Source organism: Massilia rhizosphaerae (assembly GCF_016093545.1).
Taxonomy (GTDB): Bacteria; Pseudomonadota; Gammaproteobacteria; order Burkholderiales; family Burkholderiaceae_D; genus Telluria; species Telluria rhizosphaerae.
In genome coordinates, this window is record NZ_JADKYX010000016.1 from 22739 (window position 1) to 41544 (window position 18806).

Below are 18806 nucleotides of genomic sequence, written 5' to 3' on the forward strand. Positions count from 1 at the left end.
GCTTCAACGCCTCTTGATTCCCGCACCGCCCGGCCCCACTTTCCGGGCATCATCCCGATAGAAGAATTTCAAACATGACCACTCGCAAACATGCCAAAGTCCTGATCCTCGGTTCCGGTCCCGCCGGTTACAGCGCCGCCGTCTATGCCGCGCGCGCCAATCTCAGTCCGATGCTGGTGACCGGTGTCGAGCAGGGTGGTCAATTGATGACGACGACGGACGTCGAGAACTGGCCGGGCGACCCGCTGGGCGTCCAGGGTCCGGAACTGATGCAGCGCCTGCTGCAGCACGCCGAGCGTTTCAATACCGAGATCGTGTTCGACCACATCCACACGACGTTCCTCAACGAGCGGCCGATCCGCCTGCTGGGCGACTCGCACGAATTCACCTGCGACGCGCTGATCATCGCGACGGGCGCCTCGGCGCAATACCTCGGCCTGCCCAGCGAACAGGCGTTCATGGGCAAGGGCGTGTCCGCCTGCGCCACCTGCGACGGCTTCTTCTACCGCAACCAGGAAGTGGCGGTCATCGGCGGCGGCAACACGGCGGTCGAGGAAGCGCTGTACCTGTCGAACATCGCGACGAAAGTCACGCTGATCCACCGCCGCGACAAGTTCCGCGCCGAGCCGATCCTGATCGACCGCCTGATGGGCAAGGTCGCCGAGGGCAAGATCGCGCTGGAGCTGAACCACACGCTGGACGAGGTCCAGGGCGACCAGAGCGGCGTGACGGGCCTGCGGCTGCAATCGACGGCCGACGGCGCGACGAAGGAAATCAAGGTGCACGGCCTGTTCGTGGCGATCGGCCACAAGCCGAACACGGGCATCTTCGAAGGCCAGGTGGACATGCACAACGGCTACATCAAGACCCGCGGCGGCAGCGAAGGCATGGCCACCGCGACCAACGTCCCGGGCGTGTTCGCGGCCGGCGACGTGCAGGACCACGTGTACCGCCAGGCGATCACGTCGTCCGGTTCGGGCTGCATGGCCGCGCTGGATGCCCAGCGCTACCTGGAAGCGCTGGAGTGACATGGGTGGTTCGATGGCGACGATGAAGGACTTCGCTGATCTCAAATCCTTGCGCGACAAGCTCAAGGAAGAAGAACGGCTGCGCGCCATCGAGAAGGCCGAGCGGGAAAAGCGCGAGCGCATCGCGCGCGAGCACGCCGTCGAATTCCGCTCGGCCGTCGCGGACGTCGTCAAGATGCCCGAATCGGACCGCTACGTGTGGCGGCCGATGCATGAATTCGAGACGCGCGGCCAGCCGCTGCCCGCGCGTCCGCGCACGCCTGAAGAAGAAACGGCGGCCGTGCTGCGCGAATCGATGCTGTCCGACCAGTTCGACGTGGACGGCCTGCTCGACGAAGATCCTTCCCTCAGCTGGTCGGCACCCGGCGTCGGCCCCGACGTCGTCAAAAAACTGCGCAAGCGCCACTGGCCCGTCGAGGACGAGCTGGACCTGCACGGCCTCACGCGCGACCTCGCGCGGCGCCACGTCGACGCCTGGCTGCGCAAATCCAATAAACGCGGCATCCGCTGCGTGCGCATCATCCACGGCGTGGGCTATGGCTCGGCCGGCGGCGAACCGGTCCTGCGCGGCATGGTCCACAGCTGGCTCGTGCAGACGAACGAGGTGGTCGCCTTCTGCGTGGCGAACCGGACCGACGGCGGCAACGGCGCGCTGATCGTCCTGCTGCGTCCCGCACTCGAAGACTGAGCGCGTTTCCCGCAGCCCGCCGCATGCACCTCATCACCGTCATCGAGATCGTCGCGATCCTGGTGGGGGCGTTCTCGGGCTTCATCGAGGCCAGGCGCAAGCGCATGGACGTGGTGGGCGTGTTCACGGTCGCGTTCATCGCCGCGTTCGGCGGCGGCACCCTGCGCGACATCCTGCTGGACAAGCGGCCGCTGTTCTGGGTGATCCACCAGGAGTACGCGATCCTGATCTTCGTGCTGGCTCTCGTCGCGACGCCGCTGATCCGCACCCTGCGCCAGATCGTGTCGGAACGGCTGATCGTCGTCGCCGACGCCGTCGGCCTGGGGCTGTTTTCCGTGGCCGGCGTGTCGTCCGCGCTGGACGCGCACATGCCGCTGTTCATCGCGTCGATGATGGGCGTGATCACGGGGATCTTCGGCGGCGTGATGCGCGACATCGTCTGCAACGAAGTGCCGATGGTGTTCAGGGACGGCAAGCCCTACGCCATCTGCGCCTTCCTCGGCAACTGGATGTTCCTGCTGCTGGGGATGAACGGCTTCCCGCACGACTTCGCGCTGTGGTCCAGCGCGCTGTTCATCGTCGTGTTCCGGCTGGTGGCCTGGCGGTTCGATTTCCGCGTGGGGCGCTAGCGCCGCCCCAGCCGCTTATACGGCGTCCGGCCCCGTTTCGCCCGTGCGGATGCGGATCACCTGTTCCACGTCCTGCACGAAGATCTTGCCGTCGCCGATCTTGCCCGTGCGCGCGGCCTTGATGATGGCGTCCACGACCTGCTCGGTGAGCGCGTCGTCGACCACCACTTCGATCTTCACCTTGGGCAGGAAGTCGACCACGTATTCGGCGCCGCGGTACAGCTCCGTGTGGCCCTTCTGGCGGCCGAAGCCCTTCACTTCCGTGACGGTCAGGCCGGTGACGTTCACTTCGGCCAGCGCTTCGCGCACCTCGTCCAGTTTGAACGGCTTGATCACGCAGGTAATCTGTTTCATGGGTATCTCCTTTCAGCTATCGCCCGATTATCGCACGGCATCCCGTCAGTCCGGAATCCTCGCCAGCTGGTCCATCCACACGACCGCTTCCGAATCGCTCGGCGCGCGCCAGTCGCCGCGCGGGGACAGCGAGCCGCCGTTGCCGACCTTCGGCCCGTTCGGCACGCACGAGCGCTTGAACTGGCTCGTCTTGAAGAAGCGCCACAGGAAGATGCCGAGGTTCTTCTTGATCGCCGCGAGGTCGTACTGGTTGCGCGCCGGGCTGCCGCCTTCCGGCCACGGTCCGGCCGCGCGATCGTGCCACGCGCTCCACGACAAGAACGCGACCTTGGCCGGGCCGAAGCCATAGCGGATCGTGTAGTACAGGTTGAAGTCCTGCAGCTCGTACGGGCCGATGAAGTCTTCCGTCACCTGCGCCGGCTTGCCCTCTTCCTTGCCCGTTCCCGTCTTGCCCGGCACGAGTTCGGGCGAGATCTCCGTTTCCAGCACGTGGATCAGGACGTCGGAGCCCGTTTCTCCGATCTGCTTCGTGTCCGCGACCCAGCGCACGAGGTGCGAGATCAAGGTCTTCGGCACGCTCGCGTTGACGTTGTAGTGCGACATGTGGTCGCCCACGCCGTACGTGCACCAGCCCAGCGCCAGCTCGGACAGGTCGCCCGTGCCGATCACGATCGCGTGATGGTGGTTCGCGAGGCGGAACAGGTGACTGGTGCGCTCGCCCGCCTGCACGTTCTCGAACGTGACGTCGTACTGCTCGGCGCCTTCCGCGTACGGATGGCCGAGGTCCTTGAGCATCTGGACGCAGCTGGGCCGGATGTCGATCTCGTGCGCCGTGCAGCCGACCACGCGCATCAGTTCGCGCGCCTGGCGCAAGGTGCGCTCGCTCGTCGCGAAGCCGGGCATCGTGTACGCGAGGATGTTCGTGCGCGGCAGGTGCAGCTTGTCCATCGCCTTGGCGCAGACGAGCAGCGCGTGCGTCGAATCGAGGCCGCCGGAAATGCCGATGACGACCTTCTGGTGCCCGGACGACTGCAGCCGCTGCACGAGCGCCTGCACCTGGATGTTGTAGACCTCCGTGCAGCGCGCGTCGCGCCGGCGGCCGTCGGCCGGCACGTACGGGAAGCGCTCGACGAGGCGCGTGAGCGGCAGGTCGCGCTCGAGCGGCAGCGCCACGGCAAACGTCTGCGTGCGGAATTTTTCGACCTCGTGCGCGTGCCGGCGCACGGACTGCGCGAACGTCGTCGTGTGCATGCGGTCGACGGACAGGCGTTCCAGGTCGACGTCGCCATAGACGATATGCGAGTCGCCCAGGAAGCGCTCGGACTCGGCCAGCAGGTCGCCCTTTTCGTAGATCAGCGACTGGCCGTCCCACGCCATGTCCGTCGTCGATTCGCCGCGGCCCGCCGACGTGTACAGGTAGGCGGCGAGGCAGCGCGCCGACTGCTGCGCCACGAGCTGGTGGCGGTAGCCGCTCTTGCCGACGACGACGTTCGACGCCGACAGGTTCACGAGCACCGTCGCGCCGGCCAGCGCGGCATACGAGGACGGCGGGATCGGCACCCACACGTCTTCGCAGATCTCGACGTGGAAGCGGAACAAGGGCTGGTTTTCCAGCGCGAAGATCTGTTCGGGACCGAACGCCACGTCCTGGCCCAGCAGCGAGATTCGGTCGACGGCCGCGTTGTCCGCCGCGCTGAACTGCCGACTTTCGTAAAATTCGCCATAATTGGGCAGATAGCTTTTCGGGACCACGCCCAGGATGCGGCCACCCGCGACGACGACGGCACAGTTGAACAGCACGTGGTCGACGCGCAGCGGCGCGCCGACGACGAGCGCCAGCGGCAGCGAGCTGGACGCGGCGACCACTTCGGCCAGCGCGTCCAGCACGGCATCGAGCAGCGCGCGCTGGTGGAACAGGTCGTCGCAGGTGTACGCCGACAGGCCCAGTTCCGGGAAGGCGGCCAGCACGGCGCCCGCGTCGGCAGCCTCGCGCGCGAGGCGGATCGTTTCCTGCGCGTTGAAGGCCGGGTCCGCGACCTTGCAACGCGGGCTGGCGACGGCCACGCGCGCGAAGTCGTGGGAATACAGGTTGAAGAATCGCTTATCCATAGGTCTCAACAGCTCACGGAAGTCATCTTGAATTATCGCACGCATATCGTTTCTTCTCTGTCCGAGGTCGGACAAGCCGAATGGGACGCCCTCGTCGCCCAGCAGCGGGAGCCGAACCCGTTTCTGTCGTTCGCCTTCCTGCACGCCCTGCACGAATCCGGCAGCGCCACGCCGGAGACGGGCTGGCAGCCGCAATACATCGCGCTGTACGACAAGGACGACCGCCTGGCCGCCGCCCTGCCCCTGTACGTGAAGGGCCATTCGTACGGCGAATACGTGTTCGACTGGGCGTGGGCCAATGCCTACCAGGAGCATGGGCTCGACTATTACCCGAAACTCCTGTCCGCGATCCCGTTCACGCCCGTCGCGGGCGCGCGCCTGCTCGCGCGCGACGCCCATGCGCGCGCGGCCCTCGTCGACGTGCTGCTGAAAACGCAGAAGGCGACGGACGTGTCGTCCACGCACGTGCTGTTCCCGCCCGACGACGAGGCGAGGCAACTAGCCGACGCCGGCTTCCTGCTGCGCAGCGGCGTGCAGTTCCACTGGATGAACGCGGGCTACGCGACGTTCGACGACTTCCTCGCCACGCTGGAACAAAAAAAGCGCAAGAACATCCGCGCCGAGCGACGCAAGGTACGCGACGCGGGCGTGCTGCTGCGCCGCGTGCGCGGTCCCGGCATCCGCGACGAGGACTGGCGCTTCTTCGCGCGCTGCTACCGCAACACCTACGCGGAGCATTTCTCCAAACCCTACCTGAACCTGGACTTCTTCCGCCGCATCGGCAAGACGATGCCGGAAAACCTGCTGCTCGTGATCGCGGAACGGGACGGCCAGCCGATCGCGGCCTCGCTCGTCGTGCACGACGCGACCACGTTGTACGGCCGCTACTGGGGCGCGCTGGAGCACGTGCCCTGCCTGCACTTCGAGACGGCGTACTACCAGCCGCTCGAGTTCTGCATCGAGCAGGGGATCCGGGTGTTCGAGGGCGGCGCGCAGGGCGAGCACAAGATGGCACGCGGCTTCCTGCCGACCCGGACCTGGTCGGCGCACTGGCTCGCGCACCCGGCGTTCGCGGATGCCGTCGAGCGCTTCCTGGAGCGCGAGGCGGGCGGCATCGACGATTACCTCGATGAGCTCAACGACCGCAATCCATTCCGCGCCGCGCCCGGCAACGGCAACGGCAACGGCAACACGTAACGCGCGTACGGCACGCCGCGGATGGGCGGCAGGTCGTGCTCGCGCACGAAGCCGATGGCCAGGTACATGCGCAGCGCCGCGGCCATGATGGGACTCGTGTGCAGCCCCACCGCGGGCGCCGCCGCGCGCCGGGCGCGGTCCAGCGCGGCATCGACCAGCGCCCGGCCGATCCCGCCGCCGCGCGCGGCCGGGTCGACGACCAGCATGCGCAGCACCGACCAGTCGTCCGGATAGATGTTGCTGCGCGGCCGTCCCGGCCCCACGTGCACGACGGCCCCGGCGACGCGGCCGCCGCGCTCGGCCACCAGCAGGTCGCCGTCGCGCGCCAGATCGGCCATGCTGCCGATACCCGCGCTGAACGCGGGCCAATCGTCGTAATCGCCCGCGTATTGCGCGAAAGCGGCCAGCGCGACGGCGTTGACGGCCGCGCGGTCGGCCTCGGCGTAATCGCGGATGACGATGCCGTTCATGCCGCCCGCCCCAGGTCGCCGTTGTCCCACCACAGCGTGGGATTGTTGTCGGCCAGGTCGCGCAGCAGGTCCCAGACGACTTTCACGCGGCGCAGGCGGTACAGGTCCGTGGGCGCCGCGAGCCAGAACGAGCGCTCCGCGTAAAAGCCCGGCAGGACGGGCACGAGGCGGCCGTCGTCCGGCACCGCGTACGGCGGCGCCATCATGAGGCCCATGCCCAGCGACGCGGCCTCGATCTGCGCCGCCATGCCCGAGCAGCACAGGCGGCGCCGCGGCGTGAACCCGAGCTCGTTCAGGTACGACAGCTCGCGGCTCGCCAGGCGGTCCTGCACGTAGTCGACGAAGTCGTGGCGCTCCAGGTCGGCGTGCGTGCGGACGGGCGGATGCTTCGCGAGGTAGCCGGGCGCCGCGTACAGGTAGAAGCGGAACGACGCGAGGCGCGTCACGATGTAGCGCCCCGTCGACGGCGGGTCGAGCATGACGCCCAGGTCCGCCTCGCGGTTGGCCAGGTTGGCGAAGCGCGGCAGGGCCAGCAGGTCGATCGACAGGTCCGGGTGGTCCTCGAACAGCTTCACGAGCAGGGGCGCCACGACGCGCACCCCGAACACTTCCGGCACGCCCAGGCGCACGACGCCATGCGCCGCCACCTCGGCCCCGCTCAGCTGCTCGGCGGCGGCCAGCGCCGCGCCTTCCATCGCCTCCGCGTGCGGCAGGAGGGTCTGGCCCATCTCGGTCAGCTCGTAGCCTTCGCGCGAGCGGTCGAACAGCGTGGTGCCGAGCTGCTGCTCGAGGCGGTCGATGCGCCGGGCGACCGTCGTGTGCTCGACGTCGAGGCGGCGCGACGCCCCGGACAAGGTGCCGGCCCGCGCCAGCTCCAGGAAAAACCGCAAATCCGTCCACTCCGGCAGGCTGTGCATGGTTGTCTCCTCCGTCCCGATGATCCGCCGCGCATGGGATCGCCATACCGCGCGGCTTATTCGAGAGCCCGTTGTTTGATATCAAGGTGACATATTGTGCACCAGTGCACATTGCCGCTGCAACGTTTTCGGAACCGCCCTTGCGTATGCACAGCAAACCGGTTTTCCGGACGTCGCATCGTGCCGCGCCCTCTGGAGCCACCCGCGATGGGCGGTTCCAACGGGCTGTGCATAAATGCACACCCGGTGGGCGCGGCGTTGTCTTTTCAGCCATCTTCATCCGAGGCACACTCCGATCATGCGAAACGTACCTGAACGCATAACACCAAACAAAATCAGGAGACATCCAATGCGTGTTAGCAAGCCGAAACTGCACCGCCCTGCCCGCTCCGCCGTGTCCATCGCCGTATTGATGGCAATGTACGGCAGCACGTTCGGGGTCGCCCATGCCCAGGACGACGCCGGCAACGCCACCGCCGCGCCACCCACGGGAGACATCAGCAAGGTCGTCGTGACGGCCCGCCGCCGCGCCGAATTGATCCAGGACGTGCCGGGCGCCGTGACCGCGCTGTCCGGCGCCGAGCTCGAGAAACAGGCGATCCCCGACATCACGGTGCTGACCGACAAGGTCCCGAACACGACGCTCAAGACGTCGCGCGGCACCAACACCACGCTGACCGCGTTCATCCGCGGCATCGGCCAGCAGGATCCCGTCGCCGGCTACGAGCAGGGCGTCGGCATCTATCTCGACGACGTCTACCTGGCGCGTCCGCAAGGCGCCCTCACCGACATCTACGACCTCGAACGCATCGAGGTGCTGCGCGGTCCGCAGGGCACGCTGTACGGCCGCAACACGATCGGCGGCGCCGTCAAGTACGTGACCCGCAAGCTCGCGCCGAAACCCATGCTGGATACCAAGGCCACGCTCGGCAACTACGGCGAGGCCGACCTCGTGGTCAAGGCCAGCACGCCCGTCACGGACATCCTGCGCGTGGGCGGCACGCTCGCCACGTTCAACCGCAACGGCTTCGGCCACAACGTCCTCACCGGCCAGCAGAACTACAACAAGGACCTGTGGGCCGGCCGCGTCAGCGCGGAACTGCTGCCGAACAGCGACCTGTTCGTGCGCCTCGCCTACGACCGCACGGTCGACGACTCGCAGCCGCGCCAGGGCTATCGCCTGACGCCGGGCCCCGCGCCGGCCAACATCCAGCCGCTGCCCGGCCTGTACGACACGCGGGCCGACCTGTACACGGTCGTCGGCCACAAGCAGCAGGTGATCAACCAGGGCACGTCGCTGCTGTTCGACTACACCATCGACCCCACGCTGTCGTTCAAGTCGATCACCGCCAACCGCAAGTCGGAATCGTATGCCCCGATCGACTTCGATTCGCTGGAGACGCCGCTGTTCGAGGCGCCGGCCATCTACAGCGACCACCAGACCAGCCAGGAATTCCAGCTGACCTACACGGGTTCGCGCCTGCAGGGCGTGGCCGGCGTGTTCTACATGAAGGCCAATGCCTTCAACAAGTTCGACGTGCTGTACAACGCGGCCGGCGGCCTCTCGCTGCTGACCTACGACGACATCGACACCCGCACGTGGGCGGCCTTCGCCGACGCCAGCTACAGCCTGACGGACACGTTCAACGTCACCCTCGGCGGCCGCTACACGGACGACCAGCGGCGCGCGCGCATCTTCAAGCAGACCTATCTCGGCCTGAAAGGCTCGGCACTGCTGGGCAATCCGTCCGCCATCGCGTTCGGACCGCCGAACACGGACCTCGGCAAGGACCAGCTGGACCGCACCGACAAGAAATTCACGCCCAAGGTCGGCATTGGCTGGAAGATGGCGCCGGACCACAATCTCTACGCCACCTTCTCCAAAGGCTTCAAGGGCGGCATGTTCGATCCGCGCATGGACCTGACGGCGTCCGGCGGCCCGAACACGGCGGCTTCGCTGGCCAAGCGCCGCGGCGTCGCGCCGGAAGAAGTCAGCACCATCGAGCTGGGCCTGAAGTCGTCGATGAACGGCGGCCGCCTGCAGACGAATGCCGCCGTCTTCTACACCGACTACAAGAACGTCCAGATTCCCGGCTCGATCCCGACCTTCGACGCGCAGGGCAACGTGAACGGCTTCGCGGGCACCTTGACGAATGCCGGCAAGGCGAAGATCGACGGCCTCGAACTGGAGATGATCGCCTACCTGACCAATGCGCTCAGCGTCACCGCGATGTACAGCCACATCGACGCCAAGTACAAGGAGTGGTATGTCGCGAACGGCGCCAACCTCGTCAACATCGCGAGCAGCACGGAGTTCCAGAACACGCCGAAGAACGCGGCCAACCTGTCCGTGAACTACGACTGGCCGCTGGCGCTGGCGGGACACGCGGGCACCCTGAGCCTGTCGAACAGCCTCGCCTACAAGAGCAAGGTCTACCAGACCGAGATCGTGCGGCGGACCGGCGTCCCCAGCCTGGATGCCTCCATCCCCGGCAACCTGGCGCTGTCGCAGGGCGGTTTCGGCCTGTGGGACGCGGGCCTCGTCTGGACGAGCGCCGACCGCAAGTACCAGATCGGCTTGCATGGCCGCAACCTGACGGACAAGCGGTACAAGGTGGCCGGCTATAACTTCTCCGGCTTCTACAACTCCGTCACCGCCTTCTATGGCGACCCGCGCAGCGTCCGCGCGACGCTGGACGTGAAGTTCTGATCAATCATCCGGACCGCGAGGAGAGTCCCCGCCGGGGCTCTCCGCCGAGCGCCCCCAAGGAGTCGCCGGCGCCAGTCAACAATCATAACGGTCACATGTCCACATACACCGACATCACCTTCACCAGTGACGATGGCCTGACGCTGCACGCCCGCGACTATGCGGGTGCCGGCGGGCCGGCACGGTTGCCCGTGATCTGCATCCACGGGCTCACGCGCAACGCGTCCGACTTCGACGAGCTCGCCCCGCGCATCGCCGCGACGGGCCGCCGCGTGCTGGCGCTCGACGTGCGCGGACGGGGCGAATCGCAGCGCGATCCGAATCCCGACAACTACGCCCCGAGCGTCTATGCCGGCGACGTCGTCCGGCTGGCATCCGACCTCGGCATCGCGCGCGCCGTCTTCATCGGCACGTCGATGGGGGGCCTGATCACCATGACGGTGGCGGCGCGGCGCATCGACCTGGTCGCGGCCGCCATCCTGAACGACATCGGCCCCGTGATCTCGGAAAAAGGTTTGGCGCGCATCGCCGGCTACACGGGCAAGGTGGCGTGCGTGGGCTCGTGGGAAGACGCCGCCGGCTATGTGCGCGGCATCAACGCCTGCGCCTTCCCGGACAACGACGCCGCCGAGTGGGACAAATGGGCGCGCCGCGCGTTCGCCCCGGACCCGGCCGGCCGGCTGGCGCCCCGTTACGACCCGAACATTGCCATCGCCCTGCAAACCGGTAAACTCAGGCCGACGTCGCTGTCGCTGCGGATGGCGTTCCGCAAGCTCGCGCGCGAACGCCCGGTCATGCTCGTGCGCGGGGCGCTGTCCGACCTGCTGGAAGAACGCCAGGCCGCGTGGATGCGGCGCGCGGCGCCCGCAATGACCTATGTCGAAGTCCCGAACGTGGGCCACGCGCCGATGCTGACGGAACCCGCCGCGCTGGACGCGATCCTGCGCTTCCTGGCAGCCGTGCCTTGATAAGAACGTAGGGTGGGCACCCCGTGCCCACCATCCCTAGGAGACAAGATGAAACGCATGATCAAGCCCCTCCCCTTCGCCCTGTTCGCCGCCTTCACCCTGACGGCAACCGGCTCCGCCCTGGCCGCCCCCGACCTGAAGGTGGCCCTCATCGCCGGCAAGACCGGCCAGCTGGAATCCTATGCCAAGGAAACGGAAACCGGCTTCATGCTGGGCCTCGAATACCTGACGGGCGGCAAGATGGAAATCAACGGCCGCAAGCTGAAAGTGATCGTCAAGGACGACCAGGGCAAGCCCGACCTCTCCCGCACCCTGCTGGCGGAAGCCTATGGCGACGACAAGGTCGACATCGCCGTGGGCACGACGTCGTCCGGCGCCGCGCTCGCGATGCTGCCGGTGGCGAAGGAATACAAGAAGGTGCTGGTCGTCGAGCCGGCCGTGGCCGACGAGATCACGGGCGCCAAGTGGAACAAGTACATCTTCCGCACCGCGCGCAACTCGACGCAGGACGCGCTGGCCGCGGCGTCCACGCTCAAGAGCGGCAGCATCGCCTTCCTCGCCCAGGACTATGCGTTCGGCCACGACGCCATCAAGGCCGGCAAGGAGGCGCTGGCCGCCACCGGCAGCAAGGCGAAGGTCGTGCACGAGGAATACGCGCCGGCCGCCGCGGCGGACTTCACCGCGCCCACGCAACGCCTGTTCGACGCGCTGAAGGACAAGCCGCAGCCGCGCGTGCTGGCGATCGTCTGGGCCGGGCCGAACCCGATGAACAAGATCGCGGACATGAAGCCGGAACGCTACGGCATCTCGCTCGCCCCCGGCGGCAACATCCTGCCCGTGATGAAAACGTGGAAGAGCTACGCCGGCACGGAAGGCACCATCAATTACTACTACGGCTTTCCGAAGAACAAGATGAACGACTGGCTCGTGGCCGAACACACGAAGCGCTTCAAGGCCCCGCCCGACATGTTCACGGCGGGCGGCATGGCGGCGGCGTCGGCCGTCGTCGCGGCGCTGCGCAAGGTCCCGTCCGGGAACGGCGACCAGATGGTGGCGGCGATGGAAGGCATGTCGTTCGAGACCCCCAAGGGTACGATGACGTTCCGCAAGGAAGACCACCAGGCGCTGCAACCCATGTACCACTTCCGCATCAAGAAGGACCAGAAGAACGAGTGGGACCTGCTGGAACTGGTGCGCGAGATCCCGGCCAGCGAATTGCCGCTGCCCATCCGGAACAAGCGCTGACATGACGACACTACGACCGGCGCTGGCCACGCGCGACCTGACCGTCCGCTTCGGCGGCCACGTGGCCGTCGACGGCGTGACGGCCGAGTTCTACCCGGGCACGCTGACCGTGATCGTGGGCCCGAACGGCGCCGGCAAGACGACGTATTTCAACCTCGTGTCGGGCCAATTGCCGGCGACGTCCGGCAGCGTGTCCGTGCACGGCCGGGACGTGACCCGCCTCGGTCCCGCGCGCCGCACGCGCCTGGGCGTCGGGCGCGCGTTCCAGCTGACGAATTTGTTCCCGCACCTGACCGTGCTGGAAAACGTGAGGCTGGCCGTGCAGAGCCGCGCCGGCATGGGCATGAGCATGCTGTCGCTGTGGTTCGGCCACAAGGAAGTCATCCAGCGCGCCGAGCACTATCTCGAACGCGTCGCATTGACGCCCAGGCGGGGCGCGTTGGTCGGCACCTTGTCGCACGGCGACCAGCGCAAGCTCGAGGTGGCGATCCTGCTCGCGCTGGAACCGTCGATCCTGATGTTCGACGAGCCGACGGCCGGCATGAGCGTGGACGAGGTGCCGGTCGTGCTCGACCTGATCCGCCAGGTCAAGGCCGAACGCGACAAGACCGTGCTGCTCGTCGAGCACAAGATGGACGTCGTGCGCCAACTGGCCGACCGCATCATCGTGCTGCACAACGGCACGCTGGTGGCGGACGGCCAGCCGGCCGAGGTGATGCAATCGAAGATCGTGCAGGAGGCCTATCTTGGCACCCCCGAACCCGCATGAGGACTTGACAACGACACTACCCATGAGCGAAGCCATCCTGACGCTGTCCGGCGTCCACACCCACATCGGCCAGTACCACATCCTGCAGGGCGTCGACCTCGTCGTCCCGCGCGGCGGCCTGGCCGTGCTGCTGGGCCGCAACGGCGCCGGCAAGACGACCACCTTGCGCACCATCATGGGCCTGTGGAAGGCCAGCCGCGGCAGCATCACGTTCGACGGCCGCGACATCACCAAGCTCGGCACGCCCGACATCGCCCGCGCCGGCATCGCCTACGTCCCGGAAAGCATGGCCGTGTTTTCCGAGCTGACGGTGCGCGAGAACCTGTACCTTGCCGCCCGCAACGGCCCGCTGGACGCGGCGCGCGTGGACTGGATCTGCGGCTTCTTCCCCGCCCTGAAGAAATTCTGGAACTACCCGGCGGGCAACCTGTCGGGCGGCCAGAAGCAGATGGTGGCCATCGCCCGCGCGATCGTCGAGCCGAAGAAGCTGCTGCTCGTGGACGAGCCGACCAAGGGCCTGGCGCCCGCCATCGTGCAAAGCCTGATGGCGGCGTTTCGCGACCTCAAGGACACGAGCACGACCATCCTGCTCGTCGAACAGAATTTCAACTTCGTGCGCACGCTCGGCGACAGCGTGAGCGTCATGGACGACGGCCGTGTCGTCCACGCGGGCCTGATGCACGACCTGGCGCACGACGAGGCCTTGCAGCAACGCCTGCTCGGCCTGTCGCTCGACTCTCACCAATGAACGAGACAACGATGAGTGCAACTTTACCGATCGCCCAGGCGGACGCCCCGCTGCCGGCGGCACGGCGCGACGTCGCCCCGCTGCTGCTCGTGCCGGCCGTCGTGCTGGCGGCGCTGCCCTTCATGAGCGTCCCCACGTGGGTCACGCTGACCGTCGCCGGCCTGGCAATGGGCATGATGATCTTCATCATGGCCAGCGGGCTGACGCTGGTCTTCGGCCTGATGAACGTGCTGAACTTCGGCCACGGCGCCTTCGTCTCCGTCGGCGCGTTCACGGCGACCTATGTGCTGCTGCCGATGCGCGGCTGGCTCGAGACGGACTCGCTGCCCGCCAACCTCGGCGTGCTGGGTCTCGCCGTGCTGCTGGCGATGGCCGTGACGGCCGTGCTCGGCTGGGCGTTCGAACGGGTCGTCATCATGCCCGTCTACGGCCAGCACCTGAAGCAGATCCTGGTCACGATGGGCGGCATGATCGTGTCCGAGCAGTTGATCGACGTGATCTGGGGCGCCGACCAGATCGCCCTCCCCCTGCCCGCCGCCCTGCGCGGCGCCACCTTCCTGGGCGACGCGGCCATCGAGAAATACCGGCTGCTGGCAGTCGCCGTCGGCCTCGTCGTGTTCGCCACAATGTTCATCACCCTGAACCGCACCAGGATCGGCCTCCTGATCCGCGCCGGCGTCGAGAACGGCGAGATGGTCGAAGCGCTGGGCTACCGCATCCGCCGCCTGTTCGTCGGCGTGTTCGCGGCCGGGTCGGCGCTGGCGGGGCTGGGCGGCGTCATGTGGGGCCTGTACAAGGAAACGCTGGTGGCGCAGATGGGCAGCGAGATCATGGTGCTGACGTTCATCGTCATCATCATCGGCGGCCTCGGTTCCGTCGGCGGCTGCTTCATCGGCTCCCTCCTGATCGGCCTCGTCGCCAATTACGCAGGTTTTCTCGCGCCCAAGGTGGCGCTCGTCTCGAACATCGTGCTGATGATCGCCGTGCTGCTGTGGCGCCCGGCCGGCCTGTACGCGAAAGGACGCCACTGATGCTGATCCAACTGCTTTCCGGCGACTTCCCGCGCAGCCGCACATTGACCGCCATCCTCGTCGCCATCCTGCTCGGCCTGCTGTTCGCGCCCTTCCTGTTTTCCGGCGCGCGCCCGCTGAACACGGCGGCCACGATCTGCGTCTACATCGTCCTCGTCGCGTCGTACGACCTGCTGCTGGGCTATACCGGCATCGTCTCGTTCGCCCACACGATGTTCTACGGCATCGGCGCCTACGGCGTCGGCATTGCCCTGTCGCGCGTGGACGAGCCGACGTGGAGCGCGATCGTCACGGGGCTCGCCGCCGCGCTGCTGCTGACGGTGGTCCTCGCCTTCGTCATCGGCCTGTTCGCGCTGCGCGTGCGCGCCATCTTCTACGCGATGATCACCTTGGCCGTGGCGTCGTCGTTCTCCGTGCTCGCGTCGCAACTGTCCGATTTCACGGGCGGCGAGGACGGCCTCACGTTCAGCGTGCCGGAATTGCTGTCGCCCGGCTACACGCTCGTCGACCACGACGTGTTCGGGCGGGCCGTCGACGGCAGGCTGATCACGTATTACATCGTGTTCGCGGGCTGCCTCGTGCTGTTCCTGTTCCTGCTGCGCCTCGTGAATTCGCCGTTCGGCAGGGTCCTGCAGGCGATCCGCGAGAACGAATTCCGCGCCGAGGCGCTCGGCTACCGCACGGTCGTCTACCGCATCTGGGCGAACGTGCTGGGCGCAGTCGTGGCCGCGCTGGCGGGCGCCCTGATGGCCCTGTGGCTGCGCTACGTCGGGCCCAAGACGAGCCTCGGGTTCGAACTCATGACGGACATCCTGCTCGTCGTCGTCATCGGCGGCATGGGCACGATGTACGGGGCGGTCGTCGGCGCCACCTTGTTCATCCTCGCCCAGAACTACCTGAAAGCGCTGATGGGCCAGGCGTCCGAGTTGCTGTCCGGCGTGCCGCTGCTGGCCGCCGCGCTGCATCCCGACCGCTGGATGCTGTGGCTCGGGGTGCTGTTCATCCTCTCGATCTATTTCTTCCCCATCGGCATTGTCGGCAAGCTGCGCCTGCACCGATCACGCCGTTAATTCGGCAAGCAACGGTGGGCGGAGGCCGCCCACCCTACGATTGCCGTACCGGATGCACGCACCATGATAGCGCCGCCGTAGGGTGGGCGCCCCGCGCCCACCACGCATCACCGCACCACTTGCCGCCACGCCCGGCCGCAATATGCGCCCATCGGCCCCGCCCTGCAGTACCTCCGACTTGTCCAGCCCATTCGTTAGCTAAAAATCAAAAGTCCCGGTCATCCGACTCATAAGATGAGCCCAGTATGGCCTCGTCGACCAGCCAGCGCGAGCGGTCCACCATCCTACTGGCTTCCATGAAAGGGCTTCCATGAAACCCGTAAAAATCTTGCTTGCGGCAGTGGCGGCGTCCCTGTCGCTGGCCGCGCTGGGCGCATCGGGCGCGCGTGCGGCCGGGGTCGAAGTGCTCAACGAAGGATTCGACGACGTTGCCGGCCTGGACGGATGGGCCCAGGTCAACAACAGCGTCCCCGCCGGCAACGGCTGGTTCCAGGGCAACGAGGCCCTGTTCCCGGCCCAGGCCGGCGCGCCGGACGCCTATGCGGCCGTCAACTTCCTCAGCGCCGCGAACGGCAGCGGCACCGTCGACAACTGGCTGATCACGCCCGTGCTCGACCTGTCCGGCACGACGACGCTGCGCTTCTACACCCGGCACGACGCACAGCCGGGCTTCAACGACCTGCTGGAAGTGCGCTACGCATCCGGCACGGGCACCGACATGGCCGACTTCACGACCTTGCTGACGACGGTCGGCGGCGCGGCCGGCTACCCGACGGACTGGCAGCGGTTCACGGCCACCGTCACGGACAACGGCAGCGGCCGCTTCGCATTCCGCTACCTGGGCCCGGCCGACACCCTGAACTATGTGGGCCTCGATACGGTCTCGGTCGTGACGGCGGTGCCGGAGCCGGCGCGCTGGATGATGCTGGCGCTGGGCCTGGGCATGTTCAGCCTGCTGCGCCGCCAGTCGCGTCTTTGATCGGGAGAACGCCATGTCCAAGGAAAAACTGCTCACCATCGCCACGCTGGCCGCGCTGTGCGTGCTGGCCGCCTTCACGCTGCATGCGAAGGCCGCCGGCCAGCAAGGCATGGTCGTCGTGCGCGACCCGCTGACCGGCAAGATGCGCGCCCCGACGCCGGACGAACTGAAGGAATTGCGGGCCAAGGCGCCTCCGTCCACGAGCCTCGCCCCGCGCGGGCCCACCCCGGTCGGCCCGCGCGACGGCGCGCGCGGCGTGCGCCTGGGCGACCAAAACATGGTCTACGACGTCGTCACGCGCGGCCCCGACGGCAAGCTGACGCGCGAATGCGTGCATGGCGAGGCGGGCGTCGGCCGGGTCCTCGGCCACAACGAGGGGGAGAGAACCGATGAAACCCGCTGATCGTTCGCGCCTGCAACGGGCGCTGGGTGCCGTCGCCTGCGCGGCCGCCGCCTGCACTTTCGCCCTCGGCGCCGCCGCGCCGGCCCGGGCCGCCGCCACCATCGTGATCGTCAACCAGAACGACCCCGGCGTCGGTTTCAACGACCCGACGCCGGTGGCGCCCGTCGGCGGCAATCCCGGCACGACGCTCGGCCAGCAACGCCTGAACGCGTTCCAGCGCGCGGCCGAGATCTGGGGCGCGACGCTCACGAGCACGGTCCCGATCCGCATCGGCGCGTCGTTCGTGCCGCTGGCCTGCACGGCCACGAGCGCCGTGCTCGGGTCGGCCGGCGCCGACGAGATCTGGTCCGACTTCCCGAACGCGCCGCGCGCTTCGACGTGGTATCCGAGCGCCCTGGCGAGCAAGCTGGCCGGCCAGGACGTCTCGACGCCGGGCGAGCCGCACATCGTGGCCCGCTTCAATTCGCGCCTGGGCCTGGCCCAGGACTGCCTGCCCGGTTCCGGCTTCTACCTCGGCCTGGACGACAATTTCGGCAACGAAATCGACCTCGTCACGGTGCTGCTGCACGAGTTCGCGCACGGCCTGGGCTTCCAGACGTTCACGGACGACCAGACGGGCGCGGAAATCCAGGGCATCCCATCGGTCTGGGATTACTACCTGCTGAACAACCGCACGGGCAAGCTGTGGGTGGAAATGACGGACGCCGAGCGCGCCGCGTCGGCCGTGACGTGGCGCGGCCTGTCCTGGAACGGCCCCGTCGTGACGGCCGCCGTGCCCCGGGTGCTGGTCCCGGTCTCGAACCTGGCCATCAGCGGCAGCGCCTCCGGCCCGGCCGCGGGCAACTATGCGGTCGGCGACGCCTCGTTCGGCCCGCCGCTATCGAATCCGCCCGTCACCGGCCAGTTGATGCCCGTCGTCGACCAGGCCGACGGCACGGGCCTCGCCTGCGATCCGCTGAACGCCCTGAACGCGCTCGCCGTGCACGGCAACGTGGCGCTCGTCGACCGGGGCACGTGCGACTTCGTCACCAAGGCCCGCAATGTGCAGGCGGCCGGGGCGGTGGGCATGATCGTGGCCGACAACCGGCCGGGCGACGTGGCCGGCATGAGTGGCAACGATGCCTCCATCACGATCCCGTCCGTGCGCATCACGCAGGCCGACGGCGTCACCTTGAAGGCCGCGCTGCAGCGCCGCTCGCGCACGCAGTCGGGCGTCGTCGCCAGCCTCGGCCTCGACCCCACGCGCCTGGCCGGCACCGACGGCGCGGGCCGCATCCTGATGTACACCCCGACCACGTACTCGCCGGGCTCGACCGTGTCGCACTACACGACGGAGGCCAAGCCGAACCAGCTGATGGAACCGGCGATCAACGACGACCTCACGCACGCCGTGGCGCCGCCGCGCGACCTGACCTTCCCGCTGCTGCGCGACATCGGGTGGTGACCGCCTGGGTGGCAATCTCCAACGACAAAGGGCCGCTCACCCGAGGG

At 67.7% G+C, this 18806-nt stretch carries 18 protein-coding genes; 14 read left to right on the forward strand and 4 right to left on the reverse strand.

Features of this window, described 5'->3' with window-relative positions:
* Positions 1 to 74: 74 nt before the first annotated feature.
* From trxB to ISF28_RS21080, 3 genes are read left to right on the forward strand one after another with little or no spacing between them, the layout of a single operon-like run.
* Entirely contained in the window at positions 75 to 1028 is a 954-nt protein-coding gene (trxB, locus tag ISF28_RS21070; RefSeq protein WP_198119146.1) for a thioredoxin-disulfide reductase, read from the forward strand.
* A gap of 13 nt (positions 1029 to 1041) precedes the next feature.
* A complete protein-coding gene (locus ISF28_RS21075; RefSeq protein ID WP_198119270.1) occupies positions 1042 to 1716 on the forward strand; it encodes a Smr/MutS family protein in 675 nt (224 codons plus the stop codon).
* Positions 1717 to 1739: 23 nt separating this feature from the next.
* The gene (locus ISF28_RS21080) at positions 1740 to 2345 is read left to right on the forward strand and encodes a trimeric intracellular cation channel family protein (protein ID WP_198119147.1); all 606 of its coding nucleotides are present in this window, start codon (positions 1740 to 1742) and stop codon (positions 2343 to 2345) included.
* Positions 2346 to 2360: 15 nt separating this feature from the next.
* On the opposite strand, the gene ISF28_RS21085 is transcribed toward ISF28_RS21080, so the two are convergent.
* Positions 2361 to 2699 carry a P-II family nitrogen regulator gene (locus ISF28_RS21085; RefSeq protein ID WP_198119148.1) on the reverse strand — a complete coding sequence of 113 codons (339 nt, stop codon included), beginning with the start codon at positions 2697 to 2699 and terminating at the stop codon, positions 2361 to 2363.
* A gap of 45 nt (positions 2700 to 2744) precedes the next feature.
* The gene (locus tag ISF28_RS21090) at positions 2745 to 4808 is read right to left on the reverse strand and encodes an NAD(+) synthase (RefSeq protein ID WP_198119149.1); all 2064 of its coding nucleotides are present in this window, start codon (positions 4806 to 4808) and stop codon (positions 2745 to 2747) included.
* A gap of 27 nt (positions 4809 to 4835) precedes the next feature.
* Here ISF28_RS21090 and ISF28_RS21095 point away from each other — a divergent pair, with 27 nt between their 5' ends.
* Positions 4836 to 6005, forward strand: coding sequence for a GNAT family N-acetyltransferase (locus tag ISF28_RS21095; protein ID WP_198119150.1), 1170 nt, complete (start codon positions 4836 to 4838; stop codon positions 6003 to 6005).
* Here the strand turns inward: ISF28_RS21095 and ISF28_RS21100 are convergent.
* On the reverse strand, positions 5930 to 6475 hold the full coding sequence (locus tag ISF28_RS21100) for a GNAT family N-acetyltransferase (protein ID WP_198119151.1): 546 nt from the start codon (positions 6473 to 6475) through the stop codon (positions 5930 to 5932). The two genes, ISF28_RS21095 and ISF28_RS21100, sit on opposite strands and share 76 nt — an antisense overlap.
* Positions 6472 to 7392: a LysR family transcriptional regulator gene (locus ISF28_RS21105; protein ID WP_198119152.1), complete on the reverse strand. Its 921-nt coding sequence runs from the start codon at positions 7390 to 7392 to the stop codon at positions 6472 to 6474. Before ISF28_RS21105 ends, ISF28_RS21100 begins: the two co-directional genes overlap by 4 nt.
* Positions 7393 to 7741: 349 nt before the next feature.
* Between ISF28_RS21105 and ISF28_RS21110 the strand changes: the two genes are divergently transcribed.
* The 10 genes from ISF28_RS21110 to ISF28_RS21155 all read left to right on the forward strand — a co-directional run bounded on the left by ISF28_RS21110 (position 7742) and on the right by ISF28_RS21155 (position 18759).
* Positions 7742 to 10102: a TonB-dependent receptor gene (locus ISF28_RS21110; protein WP_198119153.1), complete on the forward strand. Its 2361-nt coding sequence runs from the start codon at positions 7742 to 7744 to the stop codon at positions 10100 to 10102.
* A 95-nt stretch (positions 10103 to 10197) separates the two neighbouring features.
* On the forward strand, positions 10198 to 11070 hold the full coding sequence (locus tag ISF28_RS21115; protein ID WP_198119154.1) for an alpha/beta fold hydrolase: 873 nt from the start codon (positions 10198 to 10200) through the stop codon (positions 11068 to 11070).
* Positions 11071 to 11118: 48 nt separating this feature from the next.
* Positions 11119 to 12315 carry a substrate-binding domain-containing protein gene (locus tag ISF28_RS21120; protein WP_198119155.1) on the forward strand — a complete coding sequence of 399 codons (1197 nt, stop codon included), beginning with the start codon at positions 11119 to 11121 and terminating at the stop codon, positions 12313 to 12315.
* Position 12316: 1 nt separating this feature from the next.
* Positions 12317 to 13084 carry an ABC transporter ATP-binding protein gene (locus ISF28_RS21125; protein ID WP_198119156.1) on the forward strand — a complete coding sequence of 256 codons (768 nt, stop codon included), beginning with the start codon at positions 12317 to 12319 and terminating at the stop codon, positions 13082 to 13084.
* A gap of 22 nt (positions 13085 to 13106) precedes the next feature.
* The gene (locus tag ISF28_RS21130; protein WP_198119157.1) at positions 13107 to 13832 is read left to right on the forward strand and encodes an ABC transporter ATP-binding protein; all 726 of its coding nucleotides are present in this window, start codon (positions 13107 to 13109) and stop codon (positions 13830 to 13832) included.
* 11 nt (positions 13833 to 13843) lie between these two features.
* Positions 13844 to 14863: a branched-chain amino acid ABC transporter permease gene (locus ISF28_RS21135; RefSeq protein ID WP_198119158.1), complete on the forward strand. Its 1020-nt coding sequence runs from the start codon at positions 13844 to 13846 to the stop codon at positions 14861 to 14863.
* The gene (locus tag ISF28_RS21140) at positions 14863 to 15933 is read left to right on the forward strand and encodes a branched-chain amino acid ABC transporter permease (protein WP_198119159.1); all 1071 of its coding nucleotides are present in this window, start codon (positions 14863 to 14865) and stop codon (positions 15931 to 15933) included. Before ISF28_RS21135 ends, ISF28_RS21140 begins: the two co-directional genes overlap by 1 nt.
* 310 nt (positions 15934 to 16243) lie before the next feature.
* On the forward strand, positions 16244 to 16912 hold the full coding sequence (locus tag ISF28_RS21145) for a choice-of-anchor J family PEP-CTERM protein (RefSeq protein ID WP_198119271.1): 669 nt from the start codon (positions 16244 to 16246) through the stop codon (positions 16910 to 16912).
* Positions 16913 to 16925: 13 nt separating this feature from the next.
* Positions 16926 to 17315: a post-PEP-CTERM-1 domain-containing protein gene (locus ISF28_RS21150; RefSeq protein ID WP_198119160.1), complete on the forward strand. Its 390-nt coding sequence runs from the start codon at positions 16926 to 16928 to the stop codon at positions 17313 to 17315.
* Positions 17302 to 18759 carry a PA domain-containing protein gene (locus ISF28_RS21155; RefSeq protein ID WP_198119161.1) on the forward strand — a complete coding sequence of 486 codons (1458 nt, stop codon included), beginning with the start codon at positions 17302 to 17304 and terminating at the stop codon, positions 18757 to 18759. The genes ISF28_RS21150 and ISF28_RS21155 overlap by 14 nt, the downstream gene beginning before the upstream one ends.
* The last annotated feature ends 47 nt before the right edge of the window (positions 18760 to 18806 follow it).